The organism is Actinacidiphila sp. bgisy144, assembly GCF_057708105.1.
The window spans coordinates 56,289-80,735 of sequence record NZ_JBYIRM010000007.1; the positions used below are offsets into that span (position 1 = coordinate 56,289).

General features: G+C 73.5%; 22 protein-coding genes and 1 pseudogene. 4 read left to right on the forward strand and 19 right to left on the reverse strand.

Annotated elements, in window-relative coordinates; genetic code table 11:
* Window positions 1-51 precede the first annotated feature (51 nt).
* Together AC3EVP_RS10505 and AC3EVP_RS10510 are read left to right on the forward strand one after the other, a co-directional pair.
* Window positions 52-1,026, forward strand: a complete 975-nt coding sequence (locus AC3EVP_RS10505; protein WP_435128871.1) for an SAM-dependent methyltransferase — start codon at window positions 52-54, stop codon at window positions 1,024-1,026.
* A complete protein-coding gene (locus AC3EVP_RS10510) occupies window positions 1,023-2,165 on the forward strand; it encodes an NADH-quinone oxidoreductase subunit D (protein ID WP_335970712.1) in 1,143 nt (380 codons plus the stop codon). Before AC3EVP_RS10505 ends, AC3EVP_RS10510 begins: the two co-directional genes overlap by 4 nt.
* A 54-nt stretch (window positions 2,166-2,219) precedes the next feature.
* Here AC3EVP_RS10510 and AC3EVP_RS10515 read toward each other — a convergent pair whose 3' ends face one another.
* The 15 genes and pseudogenes from AC3EVP_RS10515 to dacB form a co-directional block, all read right to left on the reverse strand.
* Window positions 2,220-3,212, reverse strand: coding sequence for a hypothetical protein (locus tag AC3EVP_RS10515; RefSeq protein WP_435128365.1), 993 nt, complete (start codon window positions 3,210-3,212; stop codon window positions 2,220-2,222).
* Between the two features lie 143 nt (window positions 3,213-3,355).
* Window positions 3,356-3,799, reverse strand: a complete 444-nt coding sequence (locus tag AC3EVP_RS10520) for a rhodanese-like domain-containing protein (protein ID WP_435128368.1) — start codon at window positions 3,797-3,799, stop codon at window positions 3,356-3,358.
* Entirely contained in the window at window positions 3,796-4,389 is a 594-nt protein-coding gene (locus AC3EVP_RS10525; RefSeq protein ID WP_435128371.1) for a cupin domain-containing protein, read from the reverse strand. The genes AC3EVP_RS10520 and AC3EVP_RS10525 overlap by 4 nt, the downstream gene beginning before the upstream one ends.
* A gap of 225 nt (window positions 4,390-4,614) precedes the next feature.
* Window positions 4,615-5,109 carry a DUF3180 domain-containing protein gene (locus tag AC3EVP_RS10530; RefSeq protein WP_435128374.1) on the reverse strand — a complete coding sequence of 165 codons (495 nt, stop codon included), beginning with the start codon at window positions 5,107-5,109 and terminating at the stop codon, window positions 4,615-4,617.
* Window positions 5,110-5,225: 116 nt separating this feature from the next.
* Window positions 5,226-5,864, reverse strand: a complete 639-nt coding sequence (gene folK / locus AC3EVP_RS10535) for a 2-amino-4-hydroxy-6-hydroxymethyldihydropteridine diphosphokinase (RefSeq protein ID WP_335970705.1) — start codon at window positions 5,862-5,864, stop codon at window positions 5,226-5,228.
* Complete coding sequence (gene folB / locus AC3EVP_RS10540) at window positions 5,861-6,220, reverse strand: dihydroneopterin aldolase (RefSeq protein ID WP_435128377.1); 360 nt, start codon at window positions 6,218-6,220, stop codon at window positions 5,861-5,863. The genes folK and folB overlap by 4 nt, the downstream gene beginning before the upstream one ends.
* A 224-nt stretch (window positions 6,221-6,444) precedes the next feature.
* A pseudogene (locus AC3EVP_RS10545) lies at window positions 6,445-6,903 on the reverse strand (nuclear transport factor 2 family protein); the annotation flags it as partial.
* Window positions 6,900-7,805 carry a dihydropteroate synthase gene (folP, locus tag AC3EVP_RS10550; RefSeq protein ID WP_435128380.1) on the reverse strand — a complete coding sequence of 302 codons (906 nt, stop codon included), beginning with the start codon at window positions 7,803-7,805 and terminating at the stop codon, window positions 6,900-6,902. The pseudogene AC3EVP_RS10545 and the gene folP, both read right to left, overlap by 4 nt.
* Before the next feature lie 235 nt (window positions 7,806-8,040).
* Window positions 8,041-9,843: a phosphatidylglycerol lysyltransferase domain-containing protein gene (locus tag AC3EVP_RS10555; RefSeq protein WP_435128383.1), complete on the reverse strand. Its 1,803-nt coding sequence runs from the start codon at window positions 9,841-9,843 to the stop codon at window positions 8,041-8,043.
* Window positions 9,844-10,072: 229 nt separating this feature from the next.
* Window positions 10,073-10,678, reverse strand: coding sequence for a GTP cyclohydrolase I FolE (gene folE / locus AC3EVP_RS10560; RefSeq protein WP_335970696.1), 606 nt, complete (start codon window positions 10,676-10,678; stop codon window positions 10,073-10,075).
* A 124-nt stretch (window positions 10,679-10,802) separates the two neighbouring features.
* Complete coding sequence (ftsH, locus tag AC3EVP_RS10565; RefSeq protein ID WP_335970694.1) at window positions 10,803-12,848, reverse strand: ATP-dependent zinc metalloprotease FtsH; 2,046 nt, start codon at window positions 12,846-12,848, stop codon at window positions 10,803-10,805.
* A gap of 219 nt (window positions 12,849-13,067) precedes the next feature.
* Window positions 13,068-13,622: a hypoxanthine phosphoribosyltransferase gene (gene hpt, locus AC3EVP_RS10570; protein ID WP_335970692.1), complete on the reverse strand. Its 555-nt coding sequence runs from the start codon at window positions 13,620-13,622 to the stop codon at window positions 13,068-13,070.
* Window positions 13,623-13,650: 28 nt separating this feature from the next.
* A complete protein-coding gene (gene tilS, locus AC3EVP_RS10575) occupies window positions 13,651-14,814 on the reverse strand; it encodes a tRNA lysidine(34) synthetase TilS (RefSeq protein WP_435128388.1) in 1,164 nt (387 codons plus the stop codon).
* A 339-nt stretch (window positions 14,815-15,153) separates the two neighbouring features.
* Complete coding sequence (locus AC3EVP_RS10580; RefSeq protein ID WP_435128391.1) at window positions 15,154-16,338, reverse strand: zinc-dependent metalloprotease; 1,185 nt, start codon at window positions 16,336-16,338, stop codon at window positions 15,154-15,156.
* Window positions 16,339-16,433: 95 nt separating this feature from the next.
* Window positions 16,434-17,861, reverse strand: coding sequence for a D-alanyl-D-alanine carboxypeptidase/D-alanyl-D-alanine endopeptidase (gene dacB, locus AC3EVP_RS10585; RefSeq protein WP_435128394.1), 1,428 nt, complete (start codon window positions 17,859-17,861; stop codon window positions 16,434-16,436).
* Window positions 17,862-17,974: 113 nt separating this feature from the next.
* Between dacB and AC3EVP_RS10590 the strand changes: the two genes are divergently transcribed.
* Window positions 17,975-18,466 carry an inorganic diphosphatase gene (locus tag AC3EVP_RS10590; RefSeq protein WP_335970685.1) on the forward strand — a complete coding sequence of 164 codons (492 nt, stop codon included), beginning with the start codon at window positions 17,975-17,977 and terminating at the stop codon, window positions 18,464-18,466.
* Between the two features lie 102 nt (window positions 18,467-18,568).
* Here AC3EVP_RS10590 and AC3EVP_RS10595 read toward each other — a convergent pair whose 3' ends face one another.
* The 3 genes from AC3EVP_RS10595 to AC3EVP_RS10605 form a co-directional block, all read right to left on the reverse strand.
* Window positions 18,569-20,176: an MFS transporter gene (locus AC3EVP_RS10595; protein WP_435128398.1), complete on the reverse strand. Its 1,608-nt coding sequence runs from the start codon at window positions 20,174-20,176 to the stop codon at window positions 18,569-18,571.
* A gap of 104 nt (window positions 20,177-20,280) precedes the next feature.
* Window positions 20,281-20,949, reverse strand: coding sequence for a TetR/AcrR family transcriptional regulator (locus AC3EVP_RS10600; protein ID WP_488179796.1), 669 nt, complete (start codon window positions 20,947-20,949; stop codon window positions 20,281-20,283).
* Window positions 20,950-20,961: 12 nt separating this feature from the next.
* Window positions 20,962-22,011: a tetratricopeptide repeat protein gene (locus tag AC3EVP_RS10605; RefSeq protein WP_435128401.1), complete on the reverse strand. Its 1,050-nt coding sequence runs from the start codon at window positions 22,009-22,011 to the stop codon at window positions 20,962-20,964.
* A gap of 353 nt (window positions 22,012-22,364) precedes the next feature.
* Between AC3EVP_RS10605 and AC3EVP_RS10610 the strand changes: the two genes are divergently transcribed.
* Entirely contained in the window at window positions 22,365-22,916 is a 552-nt protein-coding gene (locus AC3EVP_RS10610) for an NfeD family protein (RefSeq protein WP_435128404.1), read from the forward strand.
* A gap of 59 nt (window positions 22,917-22,975) precedes the next feature.
* Here the strand turns inward: AC3EVP_RS10610 and AC3EVP_RS10615 are convergent, their stop codons facing one another.
* Window positions 22,976-24,436, reverse strand: a complete 1,461-nt coding sequence (locus AC3EVP_RS10615) for a tol-pal system YbgF family protein (RefSeq protein ID WP_435128407.1) — start codon at window positions 24,434-24,436, stop codon at window positions 22,976-22,978.
* Between the last annotated feature and the right edge of the window lie 11 nt (window positions 24,437-24,447).

The window sequence follows — 24,447 nt, forward strand, 5'->3', positions numbered from 1 at the left end:
CCGGGCCGCGGCGGCGACCCCGGCTCCGAGTGGCTGCCGTGGCAGGACGCGATGGAGCGGGCGCTCTACGGCCCCGGCGGCTTCTTCCGCCGGGAGCGGCCCGCCGACCACTTCCGCACCTCCGTGCACGCGTCCGCCCTGTTCGCGGGCGCCGTGGCGGAGTTGCTGGCCCGGGTGGACACGGTGCTCGGGCACCCCGGGCGGCTCGACTTCGTCGACATGGCGGCCGGTGCGGGCGAACTCGCCGCCGGGGTACTGGCCGCCCTGCCGCCCGCCCTCGCCGGCCGGGTGCGGGTCCACGCCGTCGAGCGCGCCGCCCGGCCGGACGGCCTCGACCCCCGCGTCACCTGGTGCGATCAGCCGCCGCGGGGCGCGCACGGGCTGCTCTTCGCCAACGAGTGGCTGGACAATGTTCCGCTGCCCGTCGCCGCGCCGTCACCCGACGGCCGCCTGCGGTATGTGGAGGTACGGCGCGGCGACGGCGAAGAGCGCCTGGGCGCCCCCGTGACGGGCGAGGACCTGCGCTGGCTGGAGCGCTGGTGGCCGCTGGACGGGCGGGCCGGGGCGGAGCGCCGCGCGGAGGTCGGGCGCAGCCGGGAGGAGGCGTGGCGACGGGCGGCGGGCAGCCTCGCCGAGGGGTACGCGGTGGCGGTGGACTACGGCCACCTCGCCGCGGAGCGCCCGCCGCTGGGCACCCTGACGGGGTACCGCGACGGCCGCCAGGCCGTCGCGGTACCCGACGGCTCGATGGACCTGACCGCGCATGTCGCGATGGACGCCCTCCCGGGCACCCTGACCACGCAGCGCGCCGCCCTCCACGCCCTCGGCGTCCACGGCACCCGCCCCCCGCTCGCCCTCGCCACCCGCGACCCCGCCGCCTACGTCCGCGCCCTCACCACCGCCACCGAAGCCGCCGAACTCACCGCCCCCGGCGCCCTCGGCGACTTCCTCTGGCTCACCACCCCCACCCCCGCCCTCCCCACCCGGCATGGGCTGCCGGGCGGCCCTGAGAGGATGGGGGCATGACGGAGACGACGGTCGGGGTCGGTGGGGCGGCCGAGGGCACGGACATGGTGCTGAACATCGGGCCGCAGCACCCCTCGACGCATGGGGTGCTGCGGTTGCGGCTCGTGTTGGACGGGGAGCGGATCAGGTCCGCGGAGCCGATCGTCGGGTACATGCACCGCGGCGCGGAGAAGCTCTTCGAGGCGCGGGACTACCGGCAGATCATCATGCTGGCGAACCGGCACGACTGGCTGTCGGCGTTCTCCAACGAACTGGGCGTGGTCCTCGCGGTGGAGCGGATGCTCGGCATGGAGGTCCCCGAGCGCGCGGTGTGGACGCGTACGCTGCTGGCCGAGCTGAACCGGGTGCTCAACCACCTGATGTTCCTCGGCTCCTACCCGCTGGAGCTGGGCGGGATCACGCCGATCTTCTACGCGTTCACCGAGCGCGAGGAGTTGCAGCACGTGATGGAGGAGGTCTCCGGCGGCCGGATGCACTACATGTTCAACCGCGTCGGGGGCCTGAAGGAGGACCTGCCGAACGGCTGGACCGGGCGGGCGCGGGAGGCTGTGGCCGCGGTGCGGGCCGGGATGGGCCGGTTCGACGACCTGGTGCTCGGCAACGAGATCTTCCGCGGCCGCACCCGCGGGGTCGGCGTGCTGTCGCCCGCGGACGTGCACGCGTACGGGGTGAGCGGGCCGATCGCCCGCGCCTCCGGGGTCGACTTCGACCTGCGGCGCGACGAACCGTATCTGGCCTACGGGGAGTTGGCCGGTGCCCTGGAGGTCGCCACCCGCACCGAGGGCGACTGCCTGGCCCGGTTCGAGGTGCTGCTCGCGCAGACCCACAACGCGCTGGCGCTGGCCGACGCCTGCCTGGACCGGATCGCGGAGCTGCCGCCCGGCCCGGTCAACCAGCGGCTGCCGAAGGTGCTCAAGGCTCCCGAGGGCCACACCTACGCCTGGACCGAGAACCCGCTCGGCCTCAACGGCTACTACCTGGTGTCCAAGGGCGAGAAGACGCCCTACCGGCTGAAGCTGCGCTCCGCGTCGTTCAACAACATCCAGGCGCTCAACGTGCTGCTGCCGGGCACGCTCGTGGCCGACATGGTCGCGATCCTCGGCTCGATGTTCTTCGTCGTCGGCGACATCGACAAGTAGCTCGTGCAGTCGCCGTAGTCGCTGTGGTCGCCGGGCGGCCGCCGCCCGCCGCCGTCAGCGCGCGGCGCCCCGCAGGTCGCTGACGTCGATCTGCTCGGTGTCGTCGTGCGCGGTGAGGTCGATCACCTCGGCCGCGGCCACCTCGTGCTCGGGGCCGGCCGCGGACACGGCCGTCGGCACGGCCGCGGGGGCCGGCTCGGACGCGGCGGCCGGCTCGCCCTGCGCGGGAATCCGCGCCGCGGGCAGCGACTTCTGGGTGCCGAAGAAGTCGAACCCGCCGACCGCCCGGCTCCCCGTCCCCGCCGCCGGCCGGCCCTGCCGCCCGTACGGCAGCACGGTCGCGGCCGTCGCCGCGGGCACCAACCGGTGCTCGCGGACCGGCAGTCCGGGCTGCGCCTGCGCCCCCGACGCGTGCCGGCCCTGCGGCTCGTCCGGCGCCGCCGCGTCCCGCACCCGCGCGTCGGCCACGGTCCGCTGCGCCTCCTGCGTGGCAGCGTTGCGCGCGAGGTCCCGCAGCGCCGCGGCCGCCTTGAGGTAGGCGGCGGGGCCGATCGCCGGCGCCCCGGTGCCCAGCGCGATCCGCGGCGCGGCCGCGCCCTCGCGCTGCAACCGCCGCCGCGCCTCCAGCGCCCGCGCCCGCTCGCTCTCGGCGGTGGCGTACCGCCGCAGCAGCTCGGCGTGCTCCGAGCGCAGCCGGGCCAGCTCCGCCCGCTTGCCGCGCAGCTTCTTCTCCAGGCGGCCGCGGATCTCCCTGGACTCCTCCAGGTCGGTCTCCAGCTCGGCCACCTTCTCCTCGGTGCGCCACTCCTCCCGCGCGCGCTGCGCGGTCAGGTCGGCGACCTCGCGCCCGGCGGCGCGGTCCCAGCGCCGCGCGAGGAAGGCCCCGGCCACCGCGGCCACCGCGATCGCGACCGCGAGCCCCCGCAGCAGCCACGTATCACCGGCGACGAAGGTGAGGGCGGCGAGGAAGGCCGCGATGCCTGCGACGGTCAGCGGCGGCATCATCCGGTGCAGCGGCTGGGAATGGCGGTGGCGTCCACGGGGCATGACCGAAATTTAGCGTGCGCGGGCGTTCCGTGGGGCCCCGGGGCCCCAATTTTCGTGGGGGTTTGGCCGCACCTCGGGCCCCGCCCGTCACGCTGGGACGCGACGCCGCGACCCCAGGTGACGGCGGACATAAAGGATCTTGGTCACGCGGTGCCCCAGGCGTCCGGCACCGTCGGCCGGCCGTCCGGCGGCGTGACGGGCAGCCCCGCCGCCCGCCATGCCTGGAAGCCGCCGACGACGTCGGTCGCCCGGTGCAGCCCCAGGTCCTTCAGGGAGGCGGCGGCCAGCGACGAGGCGTAGCCCTCGTTGCACATGACGACGACCGGCAGGTCGTGGCCGGTGGCCCGGGCCAGGCGGTGCGAACCCCGCGGGTCCAGCCGCCACTCCAGTTCGTTGCGCTCCACGATGGCCGCGCCGGGCACGGTGCCGTCGCGGTCGCGCAGCGCCCCGTACCGGATGTCCACCAGCAGCGCGCCGCCGTCGCGGACGGCCGCGGAGGCCTCTTCGGGGGTCAGCCGGACCAGCCGCTCCCGTACGGCGGCCAGGTGGTCGTCGATCGAGCGCGGCGGCCCGGGCGGCGCGCTCACCACGCCTCGGGCCGCTCGACGTACTCCAGCCGCAGCGTGCTGTCCTTGCGGCTGTAGCGGCGCATCAGCGGCAGCGGCGGGTAGTACGCGTGCACGGACACCGCGTGGGTGGTCCCGGACGCGTTCACCACCTGGTGCACGTGCTCGCGGCCGAACGCGCGGCCCTTGCCCTCGGGCAGCACCCGGCGCCGGTCCACGCCCTCGGCCAGCTCCAGCGACCGCCAGCCCTCGGTGGGCAGCGGCACCGCGAGCGAGTGCTCGGTCAGCTCACCGGCGGCGGTGACGAACACCCCGTACGAGCCGCCGTGGTCATGCCAGCCGGTCTCGGCCCCGGGCGGCCAGCCGATCAGCCACGCCTCGGCGCCGCCGGGGCCTTCGAGCCGCCGCCAGGTGCGGCCCTCGGCGTCCAGCGGCAGTTCGCCGACCACGTCGGGGTCGGCGGCGACGGAGCGGGCGAACGCGAGGAGTTCGGCGGCGGTGGGCGCCGCCTGGGTGTCGGAAGCGGCGGGGCCGGACACGGGGCCGGAAGCGGCGCCGGACACGGCGGGAGACACAACGGAAGCAGGAGAGGACGCGGGAACCGCGGACATGGGGATACCACCCGGAGGGAGGAATGCGCGTACGACGCGCGGGCGAACGGTGGGCCGGAGGCGCGCGTCAGCGCGCGGCCGTACACACGCAGCCCGCGTACCGGAGGAGGTCCAGATGGACCCTCCGGTGCAGCAGCAGGCGCGTTCCGTTCACGTCACGGACTGAACCATCTCCGGCTCCGCCGGTCAAGTGCGCACATGAGCGCGCGGGGGGGCGGCAGCGGCTCAGCGAGTGCGCTGCGCGGGCGCCCCGCGGTGGCGGTCCTCGTCGTCCGGCAGCTTGCAGACCCGCTCCAGGAACAGCGCCGCGGCGACCACCGCGACCCCGGCCAGCACCGCGAGCCCGGCGTAGATGGCCTGCTCCCGCCGCGGGTCCATGTCGAGCTTGTACATCACCAGGAAGATCCCGGTGCCGCCGTACATGCCCACCACCAGCGACGCGACCAGCGCGCTGGCCTGCCCGAAGACCACCGCGCGGGCGGCGGCCAGCGGGTCGACGCCCTTCGCGCCGGGCTGCCGCTCACGCTGGGCGCGCAGCCGTGACCTTATCGACAGCGCGGTGGCGAACAGCGCGACGGCGATCAGCGCGAGCACCACGGGCGCGGCCAGCGGCACCCCGGGCAGCGTCCCGAAGGTGTCCCACAGCTTCGCCGCCGCCCACGACAGCACACCCGCGACCACGAAGATGCCGGCCAGCGTCCTGATCCGCAGGGTCTTCACCGGGCGTCCGCCTCCACGTCTTCCCACACCTCTTCCCGTACGGGTCTCCGTACGACGTCCCGTACGCCGGCGCGTGCGGCCTCCCGCGCGCGACGGCGTACGTCACTTCCCAACGATCATTCCGGCAGCCGGAGTTCCACGTCGGCGCGCCGGCGCACCCCGGCGTCGCCCACCGCGGCCAGCAACTCCGCGACCGGGCCGCGCCCGGGCAGCACCGCGGCGGGCTCGACGTCGTGCCAGGGCACGAGGACGAACGCGCGCTCGTGCGCCCGCGGGTGCGGCAGCGTCAGCACCGGGTCGTCGGACACGCGGTCGTCGTACGCCACGATGTCGACGTCTATGGTGCGCGGGCCCCAGCGCTCCTCGCGCACCCGCAGGTACGCCTCCTCGATGGCGTGCGCGCGCTCCAGCAGGGAGTCGGGCGGCAGCGTGGTGCGGACCACGACCACCGCGTTGAAGTACGCGGGCTGGCTGCCCTCGGGCACGCCCCAGGGCTCGGTCTCGTAGACCGGGGAGACGCCCTTGACCCGCACGCCCGGGGTGTCCTCCAGCGCGTCGACGGCGCCTTGCAGGGTCTCCAGGCGGTTGCCGAGGTTGCCGCCGAGGGCGATCACCGCGGTGCGCGGGTTCTGGAGCGTGCTGTCGGCGGCGTCGACGCGGGCGGTCACGTCGGCGGGCACGGGCTGCACGGTGGGGTCGGCCGGGCCGGCCTCGGGGGTCTGCTCGGTGCCGTACTCGGGATGCTGCGCGCTCACGGGCGCCTCCGGGTGATCGTCACGGTCACGTCGCCGAACGGGACGGTGACCGGAGCCTCGGGTTTGTGCACGGTCACCTCCACCTCCTCCACCTGCGCATGCCCCAGGCAGGTGTCGGCGATGCGCTGGGCGAGGGTCTCGATGAGGTTGACCGGTTCGCCGGAGACGACGGCCGCGACCTGTTCGGCCAGCACACCGTAGTGCACGGTACGCGTGAGGTCGTCACCGGCCGCGGCGGCGGAGAGGTCGAGGCCGAGGGAGAGGTCGACCACGAAGGTCTGGCCGTTCTCGCGCTCGTGCGCGAACACCCCGTGGTGGCCGCGGACGGTCAGCCCGCGCAGTGTGATCCGGTCCACGTCCCTCACTGCCCCTTCGTGCCGTCGCCGTCGTCCGGCTGGTCGTCGTCGCCGGGCTCGCCGGGCGTGTCGGGCTTGTCGGGCTCGCCGGGCTTGTCGTCGTCGGGCTTGCCGGGCTCATCACTGTCCGGCTTGTCGTCCTCGCCCTGCTCGTCGTCCTTCGCCGCCTTCAGGACCTCGCCCAGGACGTCCTGCATGGCCTCGTCCATGGCCTCCAGCGACACGTCGCCGTCCTCGTCGTCCTCGTCCTCCTCCTCGGCGAGCACCGGGGAGCCGTGGTGGGCCCACAGCCGCCAGCCCTCGGCGGTGCGCCGGAAGACGTTCGTGGTGACCACCAGGCCGCCGACCAGCGAGCCGGTGGAGCCGTCCTCCTCGGCGGGACCGCCGGTGAGGATGTTCTCGGTGCACGTCACCACCGCGGTGTCGCCGTCGACCGCGACCTCGACATCGGTCAGGAAGAACTGGATGTACTCCGTGTTCGCCATGATCAGCGCGTACGACCGCATCACCTCGCCGCGCCCGCGCAGCACCGGCCACCCCGGGTGCACCGTCGAGACGGTCTCGGCGAGCGGGCCGGTCAGCACGACCGCCTCCAGCTCGTCGAGGTTGGAGTGCTCGATCGCGTCGTAGAACGCCTGGTTGGCCCGCTCGACCGCGCGCGCCTCCGCCGTACGGCCCGTCACGCCCGCACCTGCGAGCCCGCGGCGATCGGGTCGGTCCCGGCGGTTCCGGCGGCCTCGATGGCGCGTGCCACCCGCACCGCGTCCGCGCTGGCCCGCACCTCGTGCACCCGCACCGCCCAGGCCCCCTCGCGCGCGGCGATCGCGGTGACCGCGGCGGTCGCGGCGTCGCGCTCCCGGGCCGGCGGCGGCGCGGACTCGGCGCCGGCCAGCACCCGGCCGAGGAACCGCTTGCGGGAGGCGGCGACCAGCAACGGGCGGCCCAGCGCGGTCAGTTCGGGCAGGTGCGCGAGCAGCGCGAGGTCGTGCTCGGCGGTCTTGGCGAAGCCGAGGCCGGGGTCGACCACGATCCGCTCGGGCGCGACGCCGCCCTCGATCGCGCGGGCCAGCGCGGTGCGCAGTTCGGCGAGCACCTCGCCGAGCACGTCGCCGTAGACCGCGCGGTTGTTCATGTCGATGCTGCGGCCGCGCCAGTGCATCACCACGAACGGCACCGCGGCCGACGCGACCACCGGGACCATCCGCGGGTCGGCCAGGCCGCCGCTGACGTCGTTGACCAGCCGGGCGCCGGCCGCGACCGCCTGCTCGGCGACGGACGCGCGCATCGTGTCCACGCTCACCAGCACGCCGCAGGCGGCCAGCTCCCTGACCACCGGGATCACCCGGCGCATTTCCTCGTCCTCGTCCACCCGCGCGGCGCCCGGGCGGGTCGACTCCCCGCCCACGTCCACCAGGTCCGCGCCCTGCGCGACCAGGTCCAGGCCGTGCTTGACCGCCAACTCCGGGTCGAACCACTGCCCGCCGTCGGAGAACGAGTCCGGCGTGACGTTCACCACGCCCATGACGGCGCACCGATCCCACCGCGGCAGTCCGACCGGTCCGCTCCGCGCCTGTGACGTACTCATGCGCCCCAGCGTACGGGTCTCCCCCTATGCCGCCGACTCGCCTCCGGTCGCTTGGTCCCGGTGTCGACGGTCGGCCGTGCTCGATTCCCTCGTTCCTCGGGAAACTCCGCGCTCCCCCAGAGCTTCGCCTGGGAGGTGCCCCCACCTTTCGACACCGGCGCTCCCTTTGGCTCGTCGGCTACGGGGCGAGCCGTGGACCGGTGAACCGCGTCGTGGCGCGCGGCGGGGCTCGCGGTCAGGCGACGTAGGTGCGCTGCGGGGTGTCCTCGACGGAGGCGTACCCGGGGTTGTGGCGGTGGCCGGAGCGGGCCGCGCGGCCGGGCAGGAAGCGCTGGAGCGCGTGGGGCAGCGGCAGCGCCAGGGTGACGAACCCTTCCGCCTGCATGATGGCGAAGCCGATCCGCGGCAGGTCGCGGGAGTTGGGGAAGACCAGGAACCGCGGTACCCACTCCGGCTGGAACTTCGCGTTGAACTTGTACAGCGACTCGATCTGGAACCAGCGGGAGAGGAACACCAGCAGCCCGCGCCAGCCGCGCAGCACCGGCCCCGCGCCGATCCGCTCCCCGCGGGCCAGCGCCGAGCGGAACATCGCGAAGTTCAGGGAGACCCGCCGCACTCCGAGGTCGGGGGCGTGCTGGAGCGCGGCCACGATGAGGAGTTCGTTGAGCCCGGGGTCGGCGGCGCGGTCGCGCCGCATCAGCTCCAGGGACATGCCGTCCGGCCCCCAGGGCACGAAGTGCAGGACGGCCCGCAGGTCGCCGAGTTCGGGGTGGGCCGCCTCCGGCCCGCACTCCTTGTGCGCGGTGACCACCACGCAGTCCCCGTCGGCCGCCTCGCCGAACCGGCCGAGCGCCATGGAGAAGCCGCGCTCGGTGTCGGTGCCGCGCCAGGCGTCCGCGGCCAGCCGCACCCGCTGCTTCTCCTCCTCGGTCAGCTCGCGCACCCGCCGCACCCGGCAGACGTACCCGCTGCGCTCGATCCGCTTGACCATCTGCCGGACGTTGCGCATGGCCCGCCCGGAGAGCGTGAAGTCCGCGGCGTCCACGATCGCCTCGTCGCCGAGTTCCAGGGCGTCCAGCCCCGTCTCCCGGGTCCACACCTCGCCGCCGGTCTCGCTGCACCCGACGACGGCCGGCAGCCAGGCGTGCGCGCGGGCCAGTTCCATGAAGCTGTCGATGGCGCCGGGCCACGCCTCCACGTCGCCGATCGGGTCGCCGCCGGCCAGAGCGACCCCGGAGACCACCCGGTAGCAGATCGCGGCCTTGCCGCTGGGCGAGAAGACCACGGACTTGTCGCGGCGCAGCGCGAAGTGCCCCAGGGAGTCGCGGGCGCCGTGCCGGGCGAGCAGGACGCGCAGCCGCTGCTCGTCCTCCTCGCTCAGCTCGGCGACCGGGCGGGCCGGGCGCAGCACCAGGTAGACGGTGGAGCAGGCGATGAGCAGGCCGAGGCCGCCCAGCGAGTAGCCGACGACGTCGCCGACCCGGTCGCTGGTGTAGTGCACGGGGCCGGAGATGCCGAACAGGCCGTAGAGCACGTGCAGGCAGCGGTCGGTGAAGGCGGGGCTGCCCTGCTCGGAGGCGGGGTGGGCGCTGGTGATGACCAGGCCGAGACAGAAGGCCAGGATGCTCAGGCCCACCAGGTTCGCCAGCGCCCGCCAGCGGGTGCGCGGGTCGGAGAGCGCGGTGAACTCGCCGCGGTACCTGATCAGCAGGGTGAGCAGGCCGAGCGAGACCAGCGCGCCGAAGATCGAGTGGCGGTAGAGGACCTGGGTGGCCGCGCCGACCGGCAACAGCAGCACCGACGCCCACCAGGCGCGGACCTTGCCGCGTTTGAGGCCGTGCGCCAGCATCAGCAGCAGGACGCCGGTGACCACCGAGGTGGCCGCCGCGAGCGAGCTGACGGTGCCGGGGAAGACCGCGGCCATCCGGTGCATCCGCCCGTTGCGGAAGGCGGGGAACACCGCGGAGACCACGTCGAGCAGGCCTATGACCGCCGCCGCCGTACCGAAGATCTTCGGTACCGACGAGGCGTGCGGCATCAGGCGGTGGTGCGGCGTGCGTGCGCGGTCAGCGGACAAGGGTGCTCACAGGTTCCGGAACGAGGGACGGTTGCGCCCACTAGGACGGAAACACCCGTCTACGGGTTGCTTCCGGTCCTTGTCAATCCGTGGCGATCCGCGGGCGTGCCCGCCCGCGCCCCAGGGTCCGCCGCCGCGGTGTGCACGGGGGCTACGGGGGTGCGCCGGGCGGTGACCGGAACCGGAAGGGTCAGTGCCCGATGATCAGGCTCATCGCCTCGGAGCGGGTGGCGGGGTCGCGCAGCTGCCCGCGCACCGCGGAGGTGAGGGTCTTCGCGCCGGGCTTGCGGACCCCGCGCATCGTCATGCACATGTGCTCGCACTCCACGACGACGATCACGCCGCGCGGCTCCAGTATCCGCATCATCGCGTCGGCGACCTGCGTGGTCAGCCGCTCCTGCACCTGCGGGCGCCGCGCGTACACGTCGACCAGCCGGGCCAGCTTCGACAGGCCGGTGATCTTCCCGTTGCTCGCCGGGATGTAGCCGATGTGCGCGACGCCGACGAAGGGCACCAGGTGGTGTTCGCAGGAGGACATCACCTCGATGTCCTTCACGAGCACCATCTCGTCGTGCCCGAGGTCGAAGGTGGTGGTGAGGACGTCCTCGGGGCGCTGCCACAGCCCGGCGAATATCTCCCGGTAGGCGCGGGCCACCCGGCTCGGGGTCTCGCGCAGGCCCTCCCGGTCGGGGTCCTCCCCCACGGCGTAGAGCAGTTCGCGGATCGCGGCCTCGGCCCGCTTCTCGTCGAACTCGCCGGGCAGGTGGTCGCCCTCGAGCGTCACGGGATCGGTCATGGCCTTGCTCCTCTGGACGACATCACGGCAGGTCGGAAAGACGACCGCGGCCCCAACGCTAGAACCCCGGGGCCGCGGATCGCATTCCGGACAGCGCCCGGAACGGGATGAATCAGTGTGACGTTCAGCTCTCCGGACGGTCCTCCGGCAGGTCGACCGGCTCGGTGGGCTTGGTGGTGGACACCGGCGAGGAGCCGTTCCCGTTGATCGCCTGGGCGCCGTTGGTGAGGGCCAGCTCCTTCGGGGAAAGCACCGGCGGCCGGGTGGACGGGGTGCGGCGGGCCGAACCGGTCCAGGCCGGACGCGGCGGGCGCTTGACCACCGGGGCGAAGATCTCGGCGATCTCCTCCTTGTTCAGCGTCTCCCGCTCCAGCAGGGCGAGCACGAGGTTGTCCAGGACGTCGCGGTTCTCGACGAGGATCTCCCACGCCTCGTTGTGCGCCGTCTCGATCAGCTTCTTGACCTCTTCGTCGACGAGCCCCGCGACCTCTTCCGAGTAGTCGCGCTGGTGGCCCATCTCACGGCCGAGGAACGGCTCGGAGTCGCTGCTGCCGAACTTGATCGCGCCGAGCCGCTCGGTCATGCCGTACTGCGTGACCATGGCGCGGGCGGTGTTGGTGGCCTTGTCGATGTCGTCCGAGGCGCCGGTGGTCGGGTCGTGGAAGACCAGTTCCTCGGCCGCCCGGCCGCCCATCATGTAGGCGAGCTGGTCGAGCATCTCGTTGCGCGACGTGGAGTACTTGTCCTCGTCGGGCAGCACCATCGTGTAGCCGAGGGCGCGGCCGCGGGACAGGATGGTGATCTTGTGGACCGGGTCGGAGCTCGGCGAGGCCGCCGCGACCAGGGCGTGGCCGCCCTCGTGGTACGCGGTGGTCTTCTTCTCCTTGTCCGACATGATCCGGGTGCGCTTCTGGGGGCCGGCCACGACACGGTCGATGGCCTCGTCCAGCACGCTGTTGTCGATCACCTTCTTGTCGCTGCGCGCGGTGAGCAGCGCCGCCTCGTTGAGGACGTTGCTCAGGTCGGCACCGGTGAAGCCGGGGGTGCGGCGGGCGACGGCCATGAGGTCGACGTCCGGCGCGATCGGCTTGCCCTTCTGGTGCACGGTGAGGATCTCCAGCCGGCCGTTGAGGTCCGGCGGGTCCACCGCGATCTGGCGGTCGAAGCGGCCCGGGCGCAGCAGCGCCGGGTCGAGGATGTCGGGCCGGTTCGTCGCGGCGATGAGGATCACGCCGCCCTTGACGTCGAAGCCGTCCATCTCGACGAGCAGCTGGTTGAGGGTCTGCTCGCGCTCGTCGTGGCCGCCGCCGAGGCCCGCGCCGCGGTGCCGGCCGACGGCGTCGATCTCGTCGACGAAGACGATCGCCGGGGCGTTCGCCTTGGCCTGCTCGAACAGGTCGCGGACCCGGGAGGCGCCGACGCCGACGAACATCTCGACGAAGTCGGAACCGGAGATCGAGTAGAACGGCACGCCCGCCTCGCCGGCCACGGCCCGCGCCAGCAGCGTCTTGCCGGTGCCGGGGCGGCCGTAGAGCAGCACGCCCTTGGGGATCTTGGCGCCGACGGCCTGGAACTTCGCCGGCTCCTGGAGGAACTCCTTGATCTCCTGGAGCTCTTCCACCGCCTCGTCGCAGCCCGCGACGTCGGCGAAGGTGGTCTTGGGGGTGTCCTTGGTGATCAGTTTGGCCTTGGACTTCCCGAACTGCATGACGCGCGAACCGCCGCCCTGCATCTGGTTCATCAGGAAGAGGAAGACCACCACGATCAGGACGAAGGGCAGCAGCGACAGCAGGATGCTGACGAAGGCGTTCTGCTTGGACGGCGAGACGGTGTAGCCGTCGGGCAGGGCGACGCCCTTGACCTGTCCGTCCTGGATCTTCTGCAGGTTCGCGGCGATCGAAGAGCCCTGGTTGCCGATGTAGCTGGCGCGGACCTTCGAGCTGCCCTTGATCTTGTAGCCGTCCTTGAGCTGGACCTTGATGGAGTTGTCGTCTCCGGTGGTCAGCTGTGCGGAACTGGCGTGGTTGGTGTTGATCGCGTGCAGTACCTGGCCGGTGTCGACCGTCTTGTAGCCGCCGCCGGAACCGACGACTTCCATCAACACGACCACGGCAAGGACAGCCAGCACGATCCACATGACCGGCCCACGGAAATAGCGCTTCACGTCCATCCATGCGGGGCGTGACCGCCCCGTCCCTCCTGCCGCAGTGAGGCACCGCCGCTGGTGGGCGGCGTGTGCATCCGGTGTATGTCCCGATCCTTCGGACGGTACCCCAGCATTGTCACCCGAGGTTGCCACCGACCGTTAACAATCCGGCTTTCCCCTGCTCCAACGGCGGGAAACCGGCAGTGGTTCCCCGGGCCGCCGTGAGGGTGGTCTCAGCGCGCCTCAGCCGCCGTAGACGTGCGGTGCGAGGGTGCCGACGAACGGCAGGTTGCGGTACTTCTCGGAGTAGTCCAGGCCGTAGCCGACCACGAACTCGTTGGGGATGTCGAAGCCAGTGTATTTGACATCGATACGCACCTTCGCCGCCTCGGGCTTGCGCAGCAGCGTGCAGACCTCCAGGGAGGCCGGGCCGCGCGAGCCGAGGTTGCTGATCAGCCAGGACAGCGTCAGCCCGGAGTCGATGATGTCCTCGACGATCAGGACATGCCGGCCGGCGATGTCGGTGTCCAGGTCCTTGAGGATGCGCACCACGCCGGAGGACTTGGTGCCGGCGCCGTAGGAGGACACCGCCATCCAGTCCATCGTCACGTTGCTGGACAGGGCCCTGGCCAGGTCGGCCATCACCATCACGGCGCCCTTGAGGACGCCGACGATCAGCAGGTCCTTGCCCGCGTAGTCCCGGTCGATCTCGGCGGCCAGCTCCTGGAGCTTCGCGTCGATGTCTGCCTTGGCGATGAGCACCTTCTCAAGGTCGGCGCCCATGTCGGTCTCGTTCACTACGCGGTACGTCCTCAGGTCTGCGGCTCTACGACGGCGAGAACACCAGTCTGCCATCCGCCCTCCGGACGGCGACGCCGCCCGGCAGGTTGAGCGCTTTCTGACCGCGCCACCCCGTCACCAGGCGGTCCACCTCCTCGATGTGCCGGGCGAAGAGGAAGCCGGGCGGCGAGCCGGCGGCGACCGCGGCGCGGCGCAGCACCCGGCGCCGGACGGCCGCGGGCAGGACGTGCAGCCGGGCCACGTCGAGGCTGCCGTCGTCGCCGGCGGCGTCGGCCTGGGCGTCGGCGGCCCACTGGTCCAGGGCGTCGGCGTCGTCGCGGGAGAGCTGGGCGGTGCGGGCCAGAGCCTGGACGACGCCCTTGCCGAGCGACTTCTCCAGCACCGGCAGCGCTTCGTGCCGGACCCGGGAGCGGGTGTAGGCGGGGTCGTGGTTGTGCGGGTCCTCCCACACGGTGATGCCCTGGGCGAGGCAGCCCTGCCGTACGGTGTCGCGGTCGAGCAGCAGGAAGGGGCGGCGGTAGCGGCCGCCGGTGCCGGAGACCGCGGCCATGCCGGACAGCGAGCGGGTGCCGGAGCCGCGGGCCAGGCCCAGCAGAACCGTCTCGGCCTGGTCGTCGCGGGTGTGGCCGAGCAGCACCGCGGCGGCGCCGCGCCGCTCGGCGACGGCGTCCAGTGCCGCGTAGCGCGCGTCGCGCGCGGCGGCCTCGGGGCCGACCCGGCGGCCGGTGGCGGCGGTGCTGGTGCTCGCGGTGCCGGTGCCCGCTGTGCTGGTGCCCGCCGTGCTGGTGCCCGCCGTGCTGGTGCTCGCGGTGCCGGTGTAGCTGCCGCCGTGCGCGGGCGCGACGGACTGCCGGCCGACGGTCACGCGGACCGCCTCGACCGGGTCGAGGCCGAGGGCGCGCAGCCGCTCCACGACCTCCTGGGCGCGGCGGGCCGAGCCGCTCTGCAGGCCGTGGTCGACGGTGACCGCACCGGCGCGCACGCCGAGCCGGGGTGCTTCGAAGGCGAGGGCGGCGGCCAGCGCCATCGAGTCGGCGCCGCCGCTGCACGCGGCGAGTACGAGCGGGCCGGCGGCGGCCGCGCCGGCGGGGGACGGCGCGGGCGAGGCGTCGGCGGAGGCTGCGAGCACGTCGTGCAGGACGCGGCGGACCGCCAGGCGTATCGCCGCGACCGTGGGGTGGGGTCCCATGTCCGGTTCCCTCCTGGGGAGGCTGGGGTGGGCGGGCAGGACGAACACCGCTGCGACTTGGGTTGACGCAGGGTATTCAGATGGTGACAGAAGCCCGGGCATAACCCGAGCATCGCACGCGGCAGCCCGCGCCAGTGGTCCCCCGGACGGGTGAACCAGGAGCAAAACAGGCGGTCGAACCGCTCAGCGGGCGGCCGCGCAGGAGGTACGGGTGGTGCGGGTGGTGCGTACCGGTGCCCGCCGCCGGGGCTCGCGGGGGCGCGCCCGGGGCTCGTGCGGGTCCGGACGCGCCCGCACGCCCCGGTCGGGGTACCGTCCCGCCGGCACCGTACCGCTCCGTCACACGCCGGGGCGGCCGTGCACCCGCGCCACCCACTCCGCGGGTTTGGCGATCTCCGCCTTCGTGGGCAGCGTGTTGGGCGAGGTCCACACCCGGTTGAAGCCGTCCATGCCGACCTCCTTGACCACGCCGCGCACGAACCGCTCGCCGTCGCGGTACTGGCGCAGCTTCGCGTCCAGGCCCAGCAGCCGGCGCAGCGCCTGGTCCAGGCGCCCGGCGCCGCTGGCCCGGCGCTGCCCGAACTTCTCGCGGATCTCCGCCACGCTGGGCACCACGTCGGGGCCGACGCCGTCCATCACGAAGTCGGCGTGGCCCTCCAGCAGGGACATCACGGCTGTCAGCCGGGTCAGGATCTCCCGCTGCGCCGGGGTCTGCACCAGGTCGACGATGCTGCGGCCGTCGTCGGCGGCGCCGTCGGCCGCGTCGTCGCCGCCCTCGCGGTCGTCGCGGTCCTTGCCGCCGCCGACGGCCTGGATCGCCTGCCGGACGCGTTCGACCACGGTGGACGCGTCGAGTTCGGTCTCGCCCAGGAACGACTGGATCTCGCCCTCGATGTGGTCGCGCAGCCACGGCACGGCGGAGAACTGGGTGCGGTGGGTCTCCTCGTGCAGGCACACCCACAGCCTGAAGTCGTGCGGGTCGACGTCCAGTTCGCGTTCGACGTGCACGATGTTCGGGGCGACCAGCAGGAGGCGGCCGGCGCGGGACTCGCCCGGGCCCGGCTTCACCGGTCCGGCGGGCAGGTCGCGCGAGGCCGGGGCGAACGTCTCGTACTGGCCGAGGACCCGGGAGGACAGGAAGCTGAGCAGCATCCCGACCTCCACGCCGGTGACCTTCCCGCCCACCGTGCCCAGTACGACGCCGCCCGCGCCGCCGGGGCGGCGGGCCTGCATCTTGCCGAGCAGCGGCTTGAGGACCTCCCGGAAGCCGGCGACATTGGCGCGGACCCAGCCGGGCCGGTCCACGATCAGTACGGGGGTGCCGTGCGGGCGCGGGCCCTCGTCGCCGTACATCCGCGTGAAGGCGCTCACGTGCGCTTCCGACGCCTCCGCGTGCGTACGGAGCTCCGCGACGATCTCCCGTGCCTCGTCCCGGCTGACCTCCGGGCCCGGCCGGGTCAGCCGCTGCGCGGTCGCCACGGCGAGGTTCCAGTCGACCATCTCGCTTCCACCGATGCTCGTCATGCCCTCACCGTACGTCCCCTCCGCCCCCGGTGGCTGCCCCTTGCGGTGCGTGCCCGCCGGCGGGTGGGGTCGCGACCGGCCGGCGGCCCGGTGGGTCAGCTGGTGGCGACGGCCGTCGCGAGGGCGTCGAGCGCGGATTCGGTGGTGACGGGGTCGGTGCCGCCCTGGGTCATGAAGGAGAACGCGAGGAGCCGCCCGCCGGAGGTGACGACGGTCCCGGCGATGGTGTTGGTCCCGGTGAGCGTCCCGGTCTTCGCGTGGACGAGCCCGGCGGCGGCCGACCCGGACCCGTCGAAGCGCCCGGCCAGCGTCCCGGTGAACCCGGCGACGGGCAGCCCGGTCAGGACGGACCGCAGCTCGGGGTGGGCCGGGCTCGCCGCGAGCGCCAGCAGCCGCGCGAGGGTGACCGGCGCGACCCGGTCGGCGTGGTCGAGCCCGCTGCCGTCGTGGAAGGACGCGCCCGGCAGCGCGACCCCGTACCGCGTGAGCGCGGCCTTGATCGCGGCGGCGCCGCCGGCGAAGCTCGCCGGCTGCCCGCCGGCGAGGGCCACCTGGCGGGCCAGCGCCTCCGCGAGGTCGTTGTCGCTGTTGGTGAGCATCCGCTCGACGAGGTCGGAGAGCGGTGCGGAGGCGTGTGTGGCGAGCGTGGTCCCGTCGACGCTGCCGCCGTGCCCGCCGCGGGCGGGCGAGACGCCGGTGACGGTGATCCCCTGCTTGCCGAGCAGCTGCGCGAAGGCGCTCGCCGCGCCGGCCGCGGGGTCCCACGCCCGCTGCGCGGGCCCGCTGCTGCTGCCGTCGAGCCGCCCCTCGTTGTCCATGAGGGCGGTGACCGGCGCGAGGTTCTCGTTGTGGCCGATCGGGTGCAGCGAGGGCCCGCTGTACAGCGACGTGTCGTAGCCGAGGGCGATCCTCGTCCGCCCGTCGGCCTTCAGCGCCTTCGCGGTGTCCGTCGCGAGCTGCCCGAGGGTGAGTGTGGGGTCGCCGCCGCCGACGAGCACCACCTCGCCCTTCGCGTCGAGCACGACCCGCGTGGTGAGTCGTTTCTCCGGGCCGAGCAGGCCCAGCGCGGCGGTGGCGGTGGCGAGCTTGGTGGTGGACGCGGGGGTGGTCGCGGTGGAGTCGTCGTGGTCGTAGAGCACCGTTCCGCTGCCGACGTCGATGACGGCGCCGGTACGGACCGGGCCCATGCCGTCGGCGGTCAGCAGCGGATCGAGCTTCGCGGCGAGCGCGGTGGCGGTGCCCGCGGGGAGCGCGCTCGCGGAGGCGCCCGCGGGTGCCAGGACGGGCGCGGCGGACGGCAGGGTGGAGGGCACCAGCGACGGCAGGCGGCCCCCGGCCGCACCGGTCGCCGCCTTACCGTTGCCGGCGGCCGTCGCCCCGGTGCTCCCGGCGCTCCCGTGGTCCCCGGCGTCCCGTGCCGCGGCGAACCGCCGTTCCGCGGTGCGCTGGCCGCCCTGCCACGGCCCGGCCGCGGCCGCGGTCCCCGCGGCGACCACCGCGCCTATCCCGGCGGATACCGCCACGACCTGCCACGTCCTGCCGAGCGGCACAGCCGACCAGCCCCTTTCGCGACCACCCCGATCCGTGGGAGACACTTAACCACCCACACTGTGTGCTGATCATTGAGGAGTAGGGCGTGGAGTTCGACGTCACGATCGAGATCCCGAAGGGTTCCCGCAACAAGTACGAGGTGGACCACGAGACGGGTCGTATCCGCCTGGACCGCAGGCTCTTCACGTCCACGAGCTACCCGGCGGACTACGGCTTCATCGAGAACACCCTCGGCCAGGACGGCGACCCGCTGGACGCGCTGGTCATCCTGGACGAGCCGACGTTCCCGGGGTGCCTGATCACCTGCCGCGCGATCGGCATGTTCCGGATGACCGACGAGGCCGGCGGCGACGACAAGGTGCTGTGCGTGCCGGCGTCCGACCCGCGGGTGGAGCACCTGCGCGACATCCACCACGTCTCGGAGTTCGACCGCCTGGAGATCCAGCACTTCTTCGAGGTCTACAAGGACCTGGAGCCCGGCAAGTCCGTCGAGGGCGCCAACTGGGTGACCCGCGCCGAGGCCGAGGCCGAGATCGAGGAGTCCTTCCGCCGTCTCAAGGAGCAGGGCGGCCACTGAGTCCCGCTGCCCCGCAGTACGTCGGGCCCGCCGCCGTCCCCGGCCGCGGGCCCGCACTGTGTCCGCTGGGGGTCCCTCCTGCTCCCCCGCAGCGGTACGGCCTCAGTCGTCGTCCGGGTCGGGGGCCGGGGCGCCGCGCAGAAGGACGGCCACGGTGAGGGCGGCGAGGAGGCAGACGCCCGCGCCGGCCAGCAGGGTCTGGTGCAGGGCCGCGACGAAGGCGTGGCGGGCGGGGGCGGCGACGGGGTCGCCGAGCAGGCTCGCGCCGGCCAGGGAGGAGCGGGCCGCGCCGGCCGCGCGGGGCGGCAGGTCGGGCGGCAGGTGGAGGTGGGCGCGGTAACCCGCGCCGAGCAGGCTGCCGAGCACCGCGATGCCGAGGGCGCCGCCCAGTTCGCGGGACAGGTCGTTCATGGCCGAGCCGACGTTCTGGAGGGCCCGCGGCAGGGCGTCGGTGATCTCGGTGGTCGCCGGGGTCATCGCCAGCCCGGTGCCGAGGCCGAGCAGGAGCAGTCCGGCGAGCACCAGCCCGTAGGAACTGCCGGTGTCCAGCCGGGAGAGCACCGCCATCGCGGCGGCCACCAGCACCAGTCCGGTCACCCACGGCCGCCTGACGCCGAGCCGGTCCACCAGCCGCGGGGTCAGCCGGGTGGCGGGCACCAGGGCCGCGGCCATCGGCAGCACGCTCACCGCGGCCGTCAACGGGCTGTCGCCGCGCACCAGTTGCAGATACTGCATGGCCACGAAGATGAAGCCGAAGAAGACGAAGAACTGGAGCGTGATCGAGGCCGAGCCGGCCGCGAACCGCCGGTTGCGGAACAGCCTGGGGTCCAGCAGCGGGTGGGCGCGGCGCAGTTCGTACCCGACGAACGCGGCGAGCAGCAGCACGCCCGCGCCGATCCCGCCGAGGGTCAGCGGGTCGGCCCAGCCGCGGGTGGGCGCCTCGATCACCGAGTACACCAGGGCGAGCAGCCCGGCGACCGCCAACAGCGCGCCCCCGACGTCGAGTCGGGGCCGGTCCGCCTCCGCCGACTCCGGGACGAACACCAGCGTGCCGGCCAGGGCGACCACGGCGAGGACCACGTTGAGCCCGAACACCGCGCGCCAGGACCACACATGGAGCAGCAGACCGGAGGTGAGCAGCCCGACGACCGCGCTGCCCCCGGCGACCGCGGTCCAGGCGCTCACCGCCCGGGTGCGCTGCTCGCGCGGGAAGGTGGTGGTGATGGTGGACAGCGTCGCGGGCATCACCAGGGCCGCGCCGACGCCCAACAGGCCGCGCAGCGCGATGAGTCGGTCGATGCCGGTGGTGAGCATCGCGAGGGTGGAGCCGGCCGCGAAGACCGCGAGTCCGGCCAGCAGCGCCCGGCGTCTGCCGTACCGGTCGCCCAACGCGCCCGCGGGCAGCAGCAGTGCGGCGAAGGCGAGGCTGTAGGCGTCCACGATCCAGGACAGCTGGGTCTGGCTGGCGTGGGTCTCACGGGCGAGGCTCGGCAGGGCGACGTTCAGCGAGGCCATGGCGGAGACGGCCGCGGCCAGGGCGAGGCAGGTGACGAACAGGACGGCGCCGTGGCGGATGCCGGGGGTGGCCGGGGCGGTTGCGGGGCCGGCGTCCGGGTGGGCCGGGGCGGCCGGGCCGGGTGCTCGGGTGGCGGCTGGGGTGGCGGCTGGGGTGGCGGGCGGGGTGCCGCTTCGCGAGTCCGCGGTGCGCATGGGAGCCCTCCTCGTAGGGGAATCACGGGATTCCGTCGGCTTTCCACCCACGGTCCACCGCGGCTCCAGGCGCGCGCCACGCCGATGAATTCGGTGCCCCGCCGCTACTGGGACGTTTTCCGCTCCGGCCGCCGGATCGGCCCTTCCCGATGAATTCCGGGCCGGGCGGCGGGCGGGCCGTGCAGGGCGAGCCGCAGCGCGGGGCCGCAGTGCCGTACGACGTCCTCGACCGGCATCGACGCCATCGGCTCGATCACCAGCAGGTAGCGCGTCATGATGATGCCCGCGATCTGCGAGCAGAAGGCCATCGCGCGGGCGCGGGCGTGCGGCCCGCCGAGGTGGTCGGCGAGCTTGTCGACCACCTCGCGCGCCAGCATCTCCCGCACGAGCACGGCGAACGGGTCCTCGGTCATCACGTTGCGGACCATCGCGACCAGCGCCGGGCCGGTCGCCTCGGCGTCCCAGATGGCGAGCATGGCGCGCAGGGCCCGGTGGCTCAGCGTCGCCGGATCGCCCTCCATCACCCGCACCAGCACTTCCGCCGGGTTCGCCACCAGGGCCATCGAGGCGCCGAACAGGCCGCGTTTGGAGCCGAAGTAGTAGCTGATCAGGGCGGCGTCGACGCCGGCGTCCTCGGCGATGGCCCGCATCGTCACGGACTGGTAGCCGTGTTCGAGGAAGAGCCGGCGGGCGGCGGCGAGGATGGTGCCGCGGGTGTCCGCGGCGCCCGGGCGGCGCCCCCGGCGGGCCGGCTCGCCCGTCACCGGCGCCACGTCGGCCTCACGTCACCGGCCCCGGCGCAGCCGTAGCGCCTCCGCGGCGCGGGTCTTCACCTGCCCGGTCCCCGTCTTCTGGGCGATCCGCAGGTGCGCCTCGGCCGTGGCGGCGTCCACCAGCAGGAGTCCGAGGTGGAGGTGGGCCAGGGCGGCGGTCGTCGGGTCGGCGGCCGCGGCGCCCTCCTCCAGCAGCGGCACCGCCGCGTCTCCGTGCCCCTCCTCGAGGAGCCCCACGGCGAGGTCGATCGCGGCTTTCGGCGCGTACGAGGGGTGCCCGGTGCCGCGTACCTGCTCCAGGTAGTGCCGTGCCTCCTCCAGGTGCTCGGGGGTGCCGCCGACGTCGCGCAGCAGCCCGGCGAGGTTGAACGCGGCGTGCAGGGACGTCTTCTCGTACGGGCTGGTGACCGCGAGGCGGTAGTGCTGGACGGCGTCCTCGTGGTTGCCCGCCCGGTCGTGGAAGAGGGCGAGTTCGAGGTGGACGGAGCCGGTGACGTGGGCCACGCCGCAGCCCACGGCGGCGTCGAACATCGCGCCCGCGTCGTCGAGGCGGCCGGCGGTGACGGCGATCCGGCCGAGGTGGAGCGCGGCCAGGCCCGCGGTGACCGCCTGCGGCAGGCCCATCGCCATCCGGTAGTTCGCGTCGGCGTCCGCCCACTTGCCGCGGGCTTCCATCGCCATGCCGGTGAGCAGGAAGACCTCGGCGGCGACGTCCATGTCGGAGAAGCCGTTCAGCGGCTTCAGGGTCTTGAGCGCCTTCTTCGGGTTGCCCTCGGCGAGTTCGATCAGGGCGGCGATCAGGCCGCCGGCGGCGCGGACGTCGAAGTCGCCCGAGCCGCCGGCCCGTACGGAGACCGCGGCGGCGTGCTCCAGGGCGTCGACGTCCAGGTAGGCGCGGGCGAGTTCCATCGCGCCGGGGAGGTCCAGGACCAGCTCCGGGTCGGTGAGGATCGCCACCGGGTCGGGCAGGCGGACCCGTGGGGAGCCCGCGCCCGGTATGGCGTCCTCGGGCTCGCCGGCGCCCGAAGTGCCCTGCTCTGGTTGCCCTTGGTGGTCTGTCATATCCCGCCCCACGATCCTCTCGGCTGCCGGACCCGTCCCCTGGTACGCCGAACCTAGCGGACCCCCGCCCGCTCCGCCGCCCCTGCCCGAACGGCCTCGACCAGTCAATTACGCCGACTTTACGGTCATTTGAACCCGCCCGGGAATCGTCAGACCGCTTTTCCGGGCCGCATCCCGAATCCCCCTGGCCATAAACCTCCCCCGTGCCCCAGGCGTTTCTTCCGTACCCGTACGACCAGTTGGAACCACCCGGCCCACTCCGCCGGGATTCCCTGCCCAACGGCCCTGCGGACCGCTAGTGTCAGCCGCCCGTAGTTCTTCGTCGAAGCACGTCACCAAGGAGACAAGAGATCATGACGTACGACGCGCCGCCGCCCCCCGGCTCGCCGCAGAAACCGCCGAACTCGGGCGGGCCGTCCGGGGGTTCGTTCGACCCCTCTTCGGTGGACAGGTTCGACTGGGCGATTCTCGGAATCGGCTTCGTCGTCCTCGTCTTCTCGTTCTTCGACTACTACTCGTGGGATTTCGGCGCCTACGGTGTGCACCTCGGCAGCGTGAGCTGGAGTGCCTGGCACTTCGGCCACGGGCTGTTCATAGCGTGGCTCGCGATGGTCCTCACGGTGCTGGGTGCCGCCGCCCTCGCGGTCACCCTCTTCGTGCCGAACGTCCAACTCCCGCTGCCCGCCCGGGCCCTCACGTTCCTCGGGTTCGGGGTCGGCTTCGTGCTCTACCTGATCGCGATCTTCGCGCACTCCGACTTCGGGCCCGCCGGCGGCCACGCCTTCAGCTTCTGGCTCAGCCTCGTCCTCGCGGGCGTCGGCGCCGTCCTCGCCCTGATCCGCGCCCAGCAGACCGCCACCCCCCTCCCGGGCCCCCTCGCCAACCTCCCCCGCATCGGCAACTGACCCTGCCATCCACCTGCCACCTGCCCCGCGCCCCGCAGCACATGGGGCGCGGGGAACGGTCAGCGGGTGACCAGGGGGTGGAAGGCGGCGCGGATGTCGGAGGTGGTGGGGATGACGTACTGGTCGGAGGAGGGACCGGTGTCGATGTTCTCCCAGGTGGTGTACTCGAGGGTCGAAGGGCAGCTCTTGCCGTCGATCTCGAGGGTGCGGTGGGAGACGAGGCGGCCGGTGCGCAGTTCGTAGACCTTCACGGGGATGGCGATCCTGTGGAAGGTGACCTCTTCGGGGAAGGTGGTGTAAAGGCCGCCTTTGTAAGGGCAGGTCTGGACGGAGGGGCCGTCTTTGTCGTCGGAGGCGCAGACGACGAGGGTGGCGTCGGAGGCGTCGGTGGCGCTCCAACCGGCGGGCAGCTTGTCGGTGTAGGCGGAATTCCCGAAGAAGAGCGCTTTGTTGACGCCTTTGTGCCGGGCGGGCGCGCCGCTGTAACGGGCGGGCGCGGTGCAGTAGGTGGGCTGGGTGTCGCCGTAGGTGTCGAGCAGTCGCGTGACGTTGCCCAACTCGATCGCCAATTCCGCTTTGTGCGCACCCGACTTGGCGGCGGCTGCTTTCGCGTCGTGCGGGTACTGGTCCAGCACTTGCTGGTACCGCGCTTTCGCCTTCGTCCAGCTCTTCCCGGCCATGAGGTTGTTCGCGCACCCCAGGAGCGCGGCGGGCGCCGTCCTCGGAACGACGGCGGAAGCACGGTCGAGGGTGCTGCCGTCGGCCTTGCGGGCGCGCAGCCAGTCCGTGACGGCGGCGGTGCGGCACGGATTCGCCGTGGGGATGCCGTCGAGGAAGCCGTCGAGCACGGTGGAGACGATCGCCTCGTTGCCCGGGCCGTCCGCGAGGACGGCGGACATCGCGTCGAACCCGGCCGCGAGGGCCTCCGTGTCGCCGCCGAGCCCGTCGCGCAGGTCGGCGGCGGCGACGGCGAGCCGCCGGCAGGCCGCCGCGGTCCGCTCACCGCGCCGCGTCCCCGGGGAGTCCGCCAGGCGGGGACCGAACCACACGGAGTGCTGCGCGTGCACCGCCTTCGTACAGTCGCCGCTGCGGCGGGCAGCGGCCACCGTGCCCTCCGCGTGCGCGGCGTCCACCCGCAGCAGGACGACGGCCGCCAGGACGGGTACGGCGACCCCGAGCGCCACCCACCGCTGAGTACGGACACGGTCCAGCCGCCACCCCGCCGCGAAACGGCCGTACGGCTCCCGCCAGTTCGCGCCGCTCGGCCACTTCCACCGCCCACCCGCCAGGTGCCATCCGTGCACGACCATCACGGCCCACCACACCGCGAAGGCCCACTCGCACCGCACGGTCCGCTGCGCGGTGCCCAGGACGATCAGCAGCGCCACGGTCACGGCCCAGCTCAGTACGGCCCACCCGCGGCGCCCCAGCATCAGGTAACCCGCGCCCACCAGGGAGGCGTTGGCCACCCCCACCGCCCACGGGTCCCGCTTCCCCCGTTCCTGCGGCTCCCACGACATCCGGACGACCC

Bases quoted from the DNA above. Each gene is read 5' to 3' on its own strand.
- AC3EVP_RS10505 (WP_435128871.1), top strand. From the start codon at position 52: ATGGAGCGGGCGCTCTACGGCCCCGGCGGCTTCTTCCGCCGGGAGCGG.
- AC3EVP_RS10510 (WP_335970712.1), top strand. From the start codon at position 1,023: ATGACGGAGACGACGGTCGGGGTCGGTGGGGCGGCCGAGGGCACGGAC.
- AC3EVP_RS10515 (WP_435128365.1), bottom strand. From the start codon at position 3,212: ATGCCCCGTGGACGCCACCGCCATTCCCAGCCGCTGCACCGGATGATG.
- AC3EVP_RS10525 (WP_435128371.1), bottom strand. From the start codon at position 4,389: ATGTCCGCGGTTCCCGCGTCCTCTCCTGCTTCCGTTGTGTCTCCCGCC.
- folP (WP_435128380.1), bottom strand. From the start codon at position 7,805: ATGAGTACGTCACAGGCGCGGAGCGGACCGGTCGGACTGCCGCGGTGG.
- AC3EVP_RS10555 (WP_435128383.1), bottom strand. From the start codon at position 9,843: ATGCCGCACGCCTCGTCGGTACCGAAGATCTTCGGTACGGCGGCGGCG.
- folE (WP_335970696.1), bottom strand. From the start codon at position 10,678: ATGACCGATCCCGTGACGCTCGAGGGCGACCACCTGCCCGGCGAGTTC.
- ftsH (WP_335970694.1), bottom strand. From the start codon at position 12,848: ATGGACGTGAAGCGCTATTTCCGTGGGCCGGTCATGTGGATCGTGCTG.
- tilS (WP_435128388.1), bottom strand. From the start codon at position 14,814: ATGGGACCCCACCCCACGGTCGCGGCGATACGCCTGGCGGTCCGCCGC.
- AC3EVP_RS10580 (WP_435128391.1), bottom strand. From the start codon at position 16,338: ATGACGAGCATCGGTGGAAGCGAGATGGTCGACTGGAACCTCGCCGTG.
- AC3EVP_RS10595 (WP_435128398.1), bottom strand. From the start codon at position 20,176: ATGCGCACCGCGGACTCGCGAAGCGGCACCCCGCCCGCCACCCCAGCC.
- AC3EVP_RS10605 (WP_435128401.1), bottom strand. From the start codon at position 22,011: ATGACAGACCACCAAGGGCAACCAGAGCAGGGCACTTCGGGCGCCGGC.
- AC3EVP_RS10610 (WP_435128404.1), top strand. From the start codon at position 22,365: ATGACGTACGACGCGCCGCCGCCCCCCGGCTCGCCGCAGAAACCGCCG.
- AC3EVP_RS10615 (WP_435128407.1), bottom strand. From the start codon at position 24,436: ATGTCGTGGGAGCCGCAGGAACGGGGGAAGCGGGACCCGTGGGCGGTG.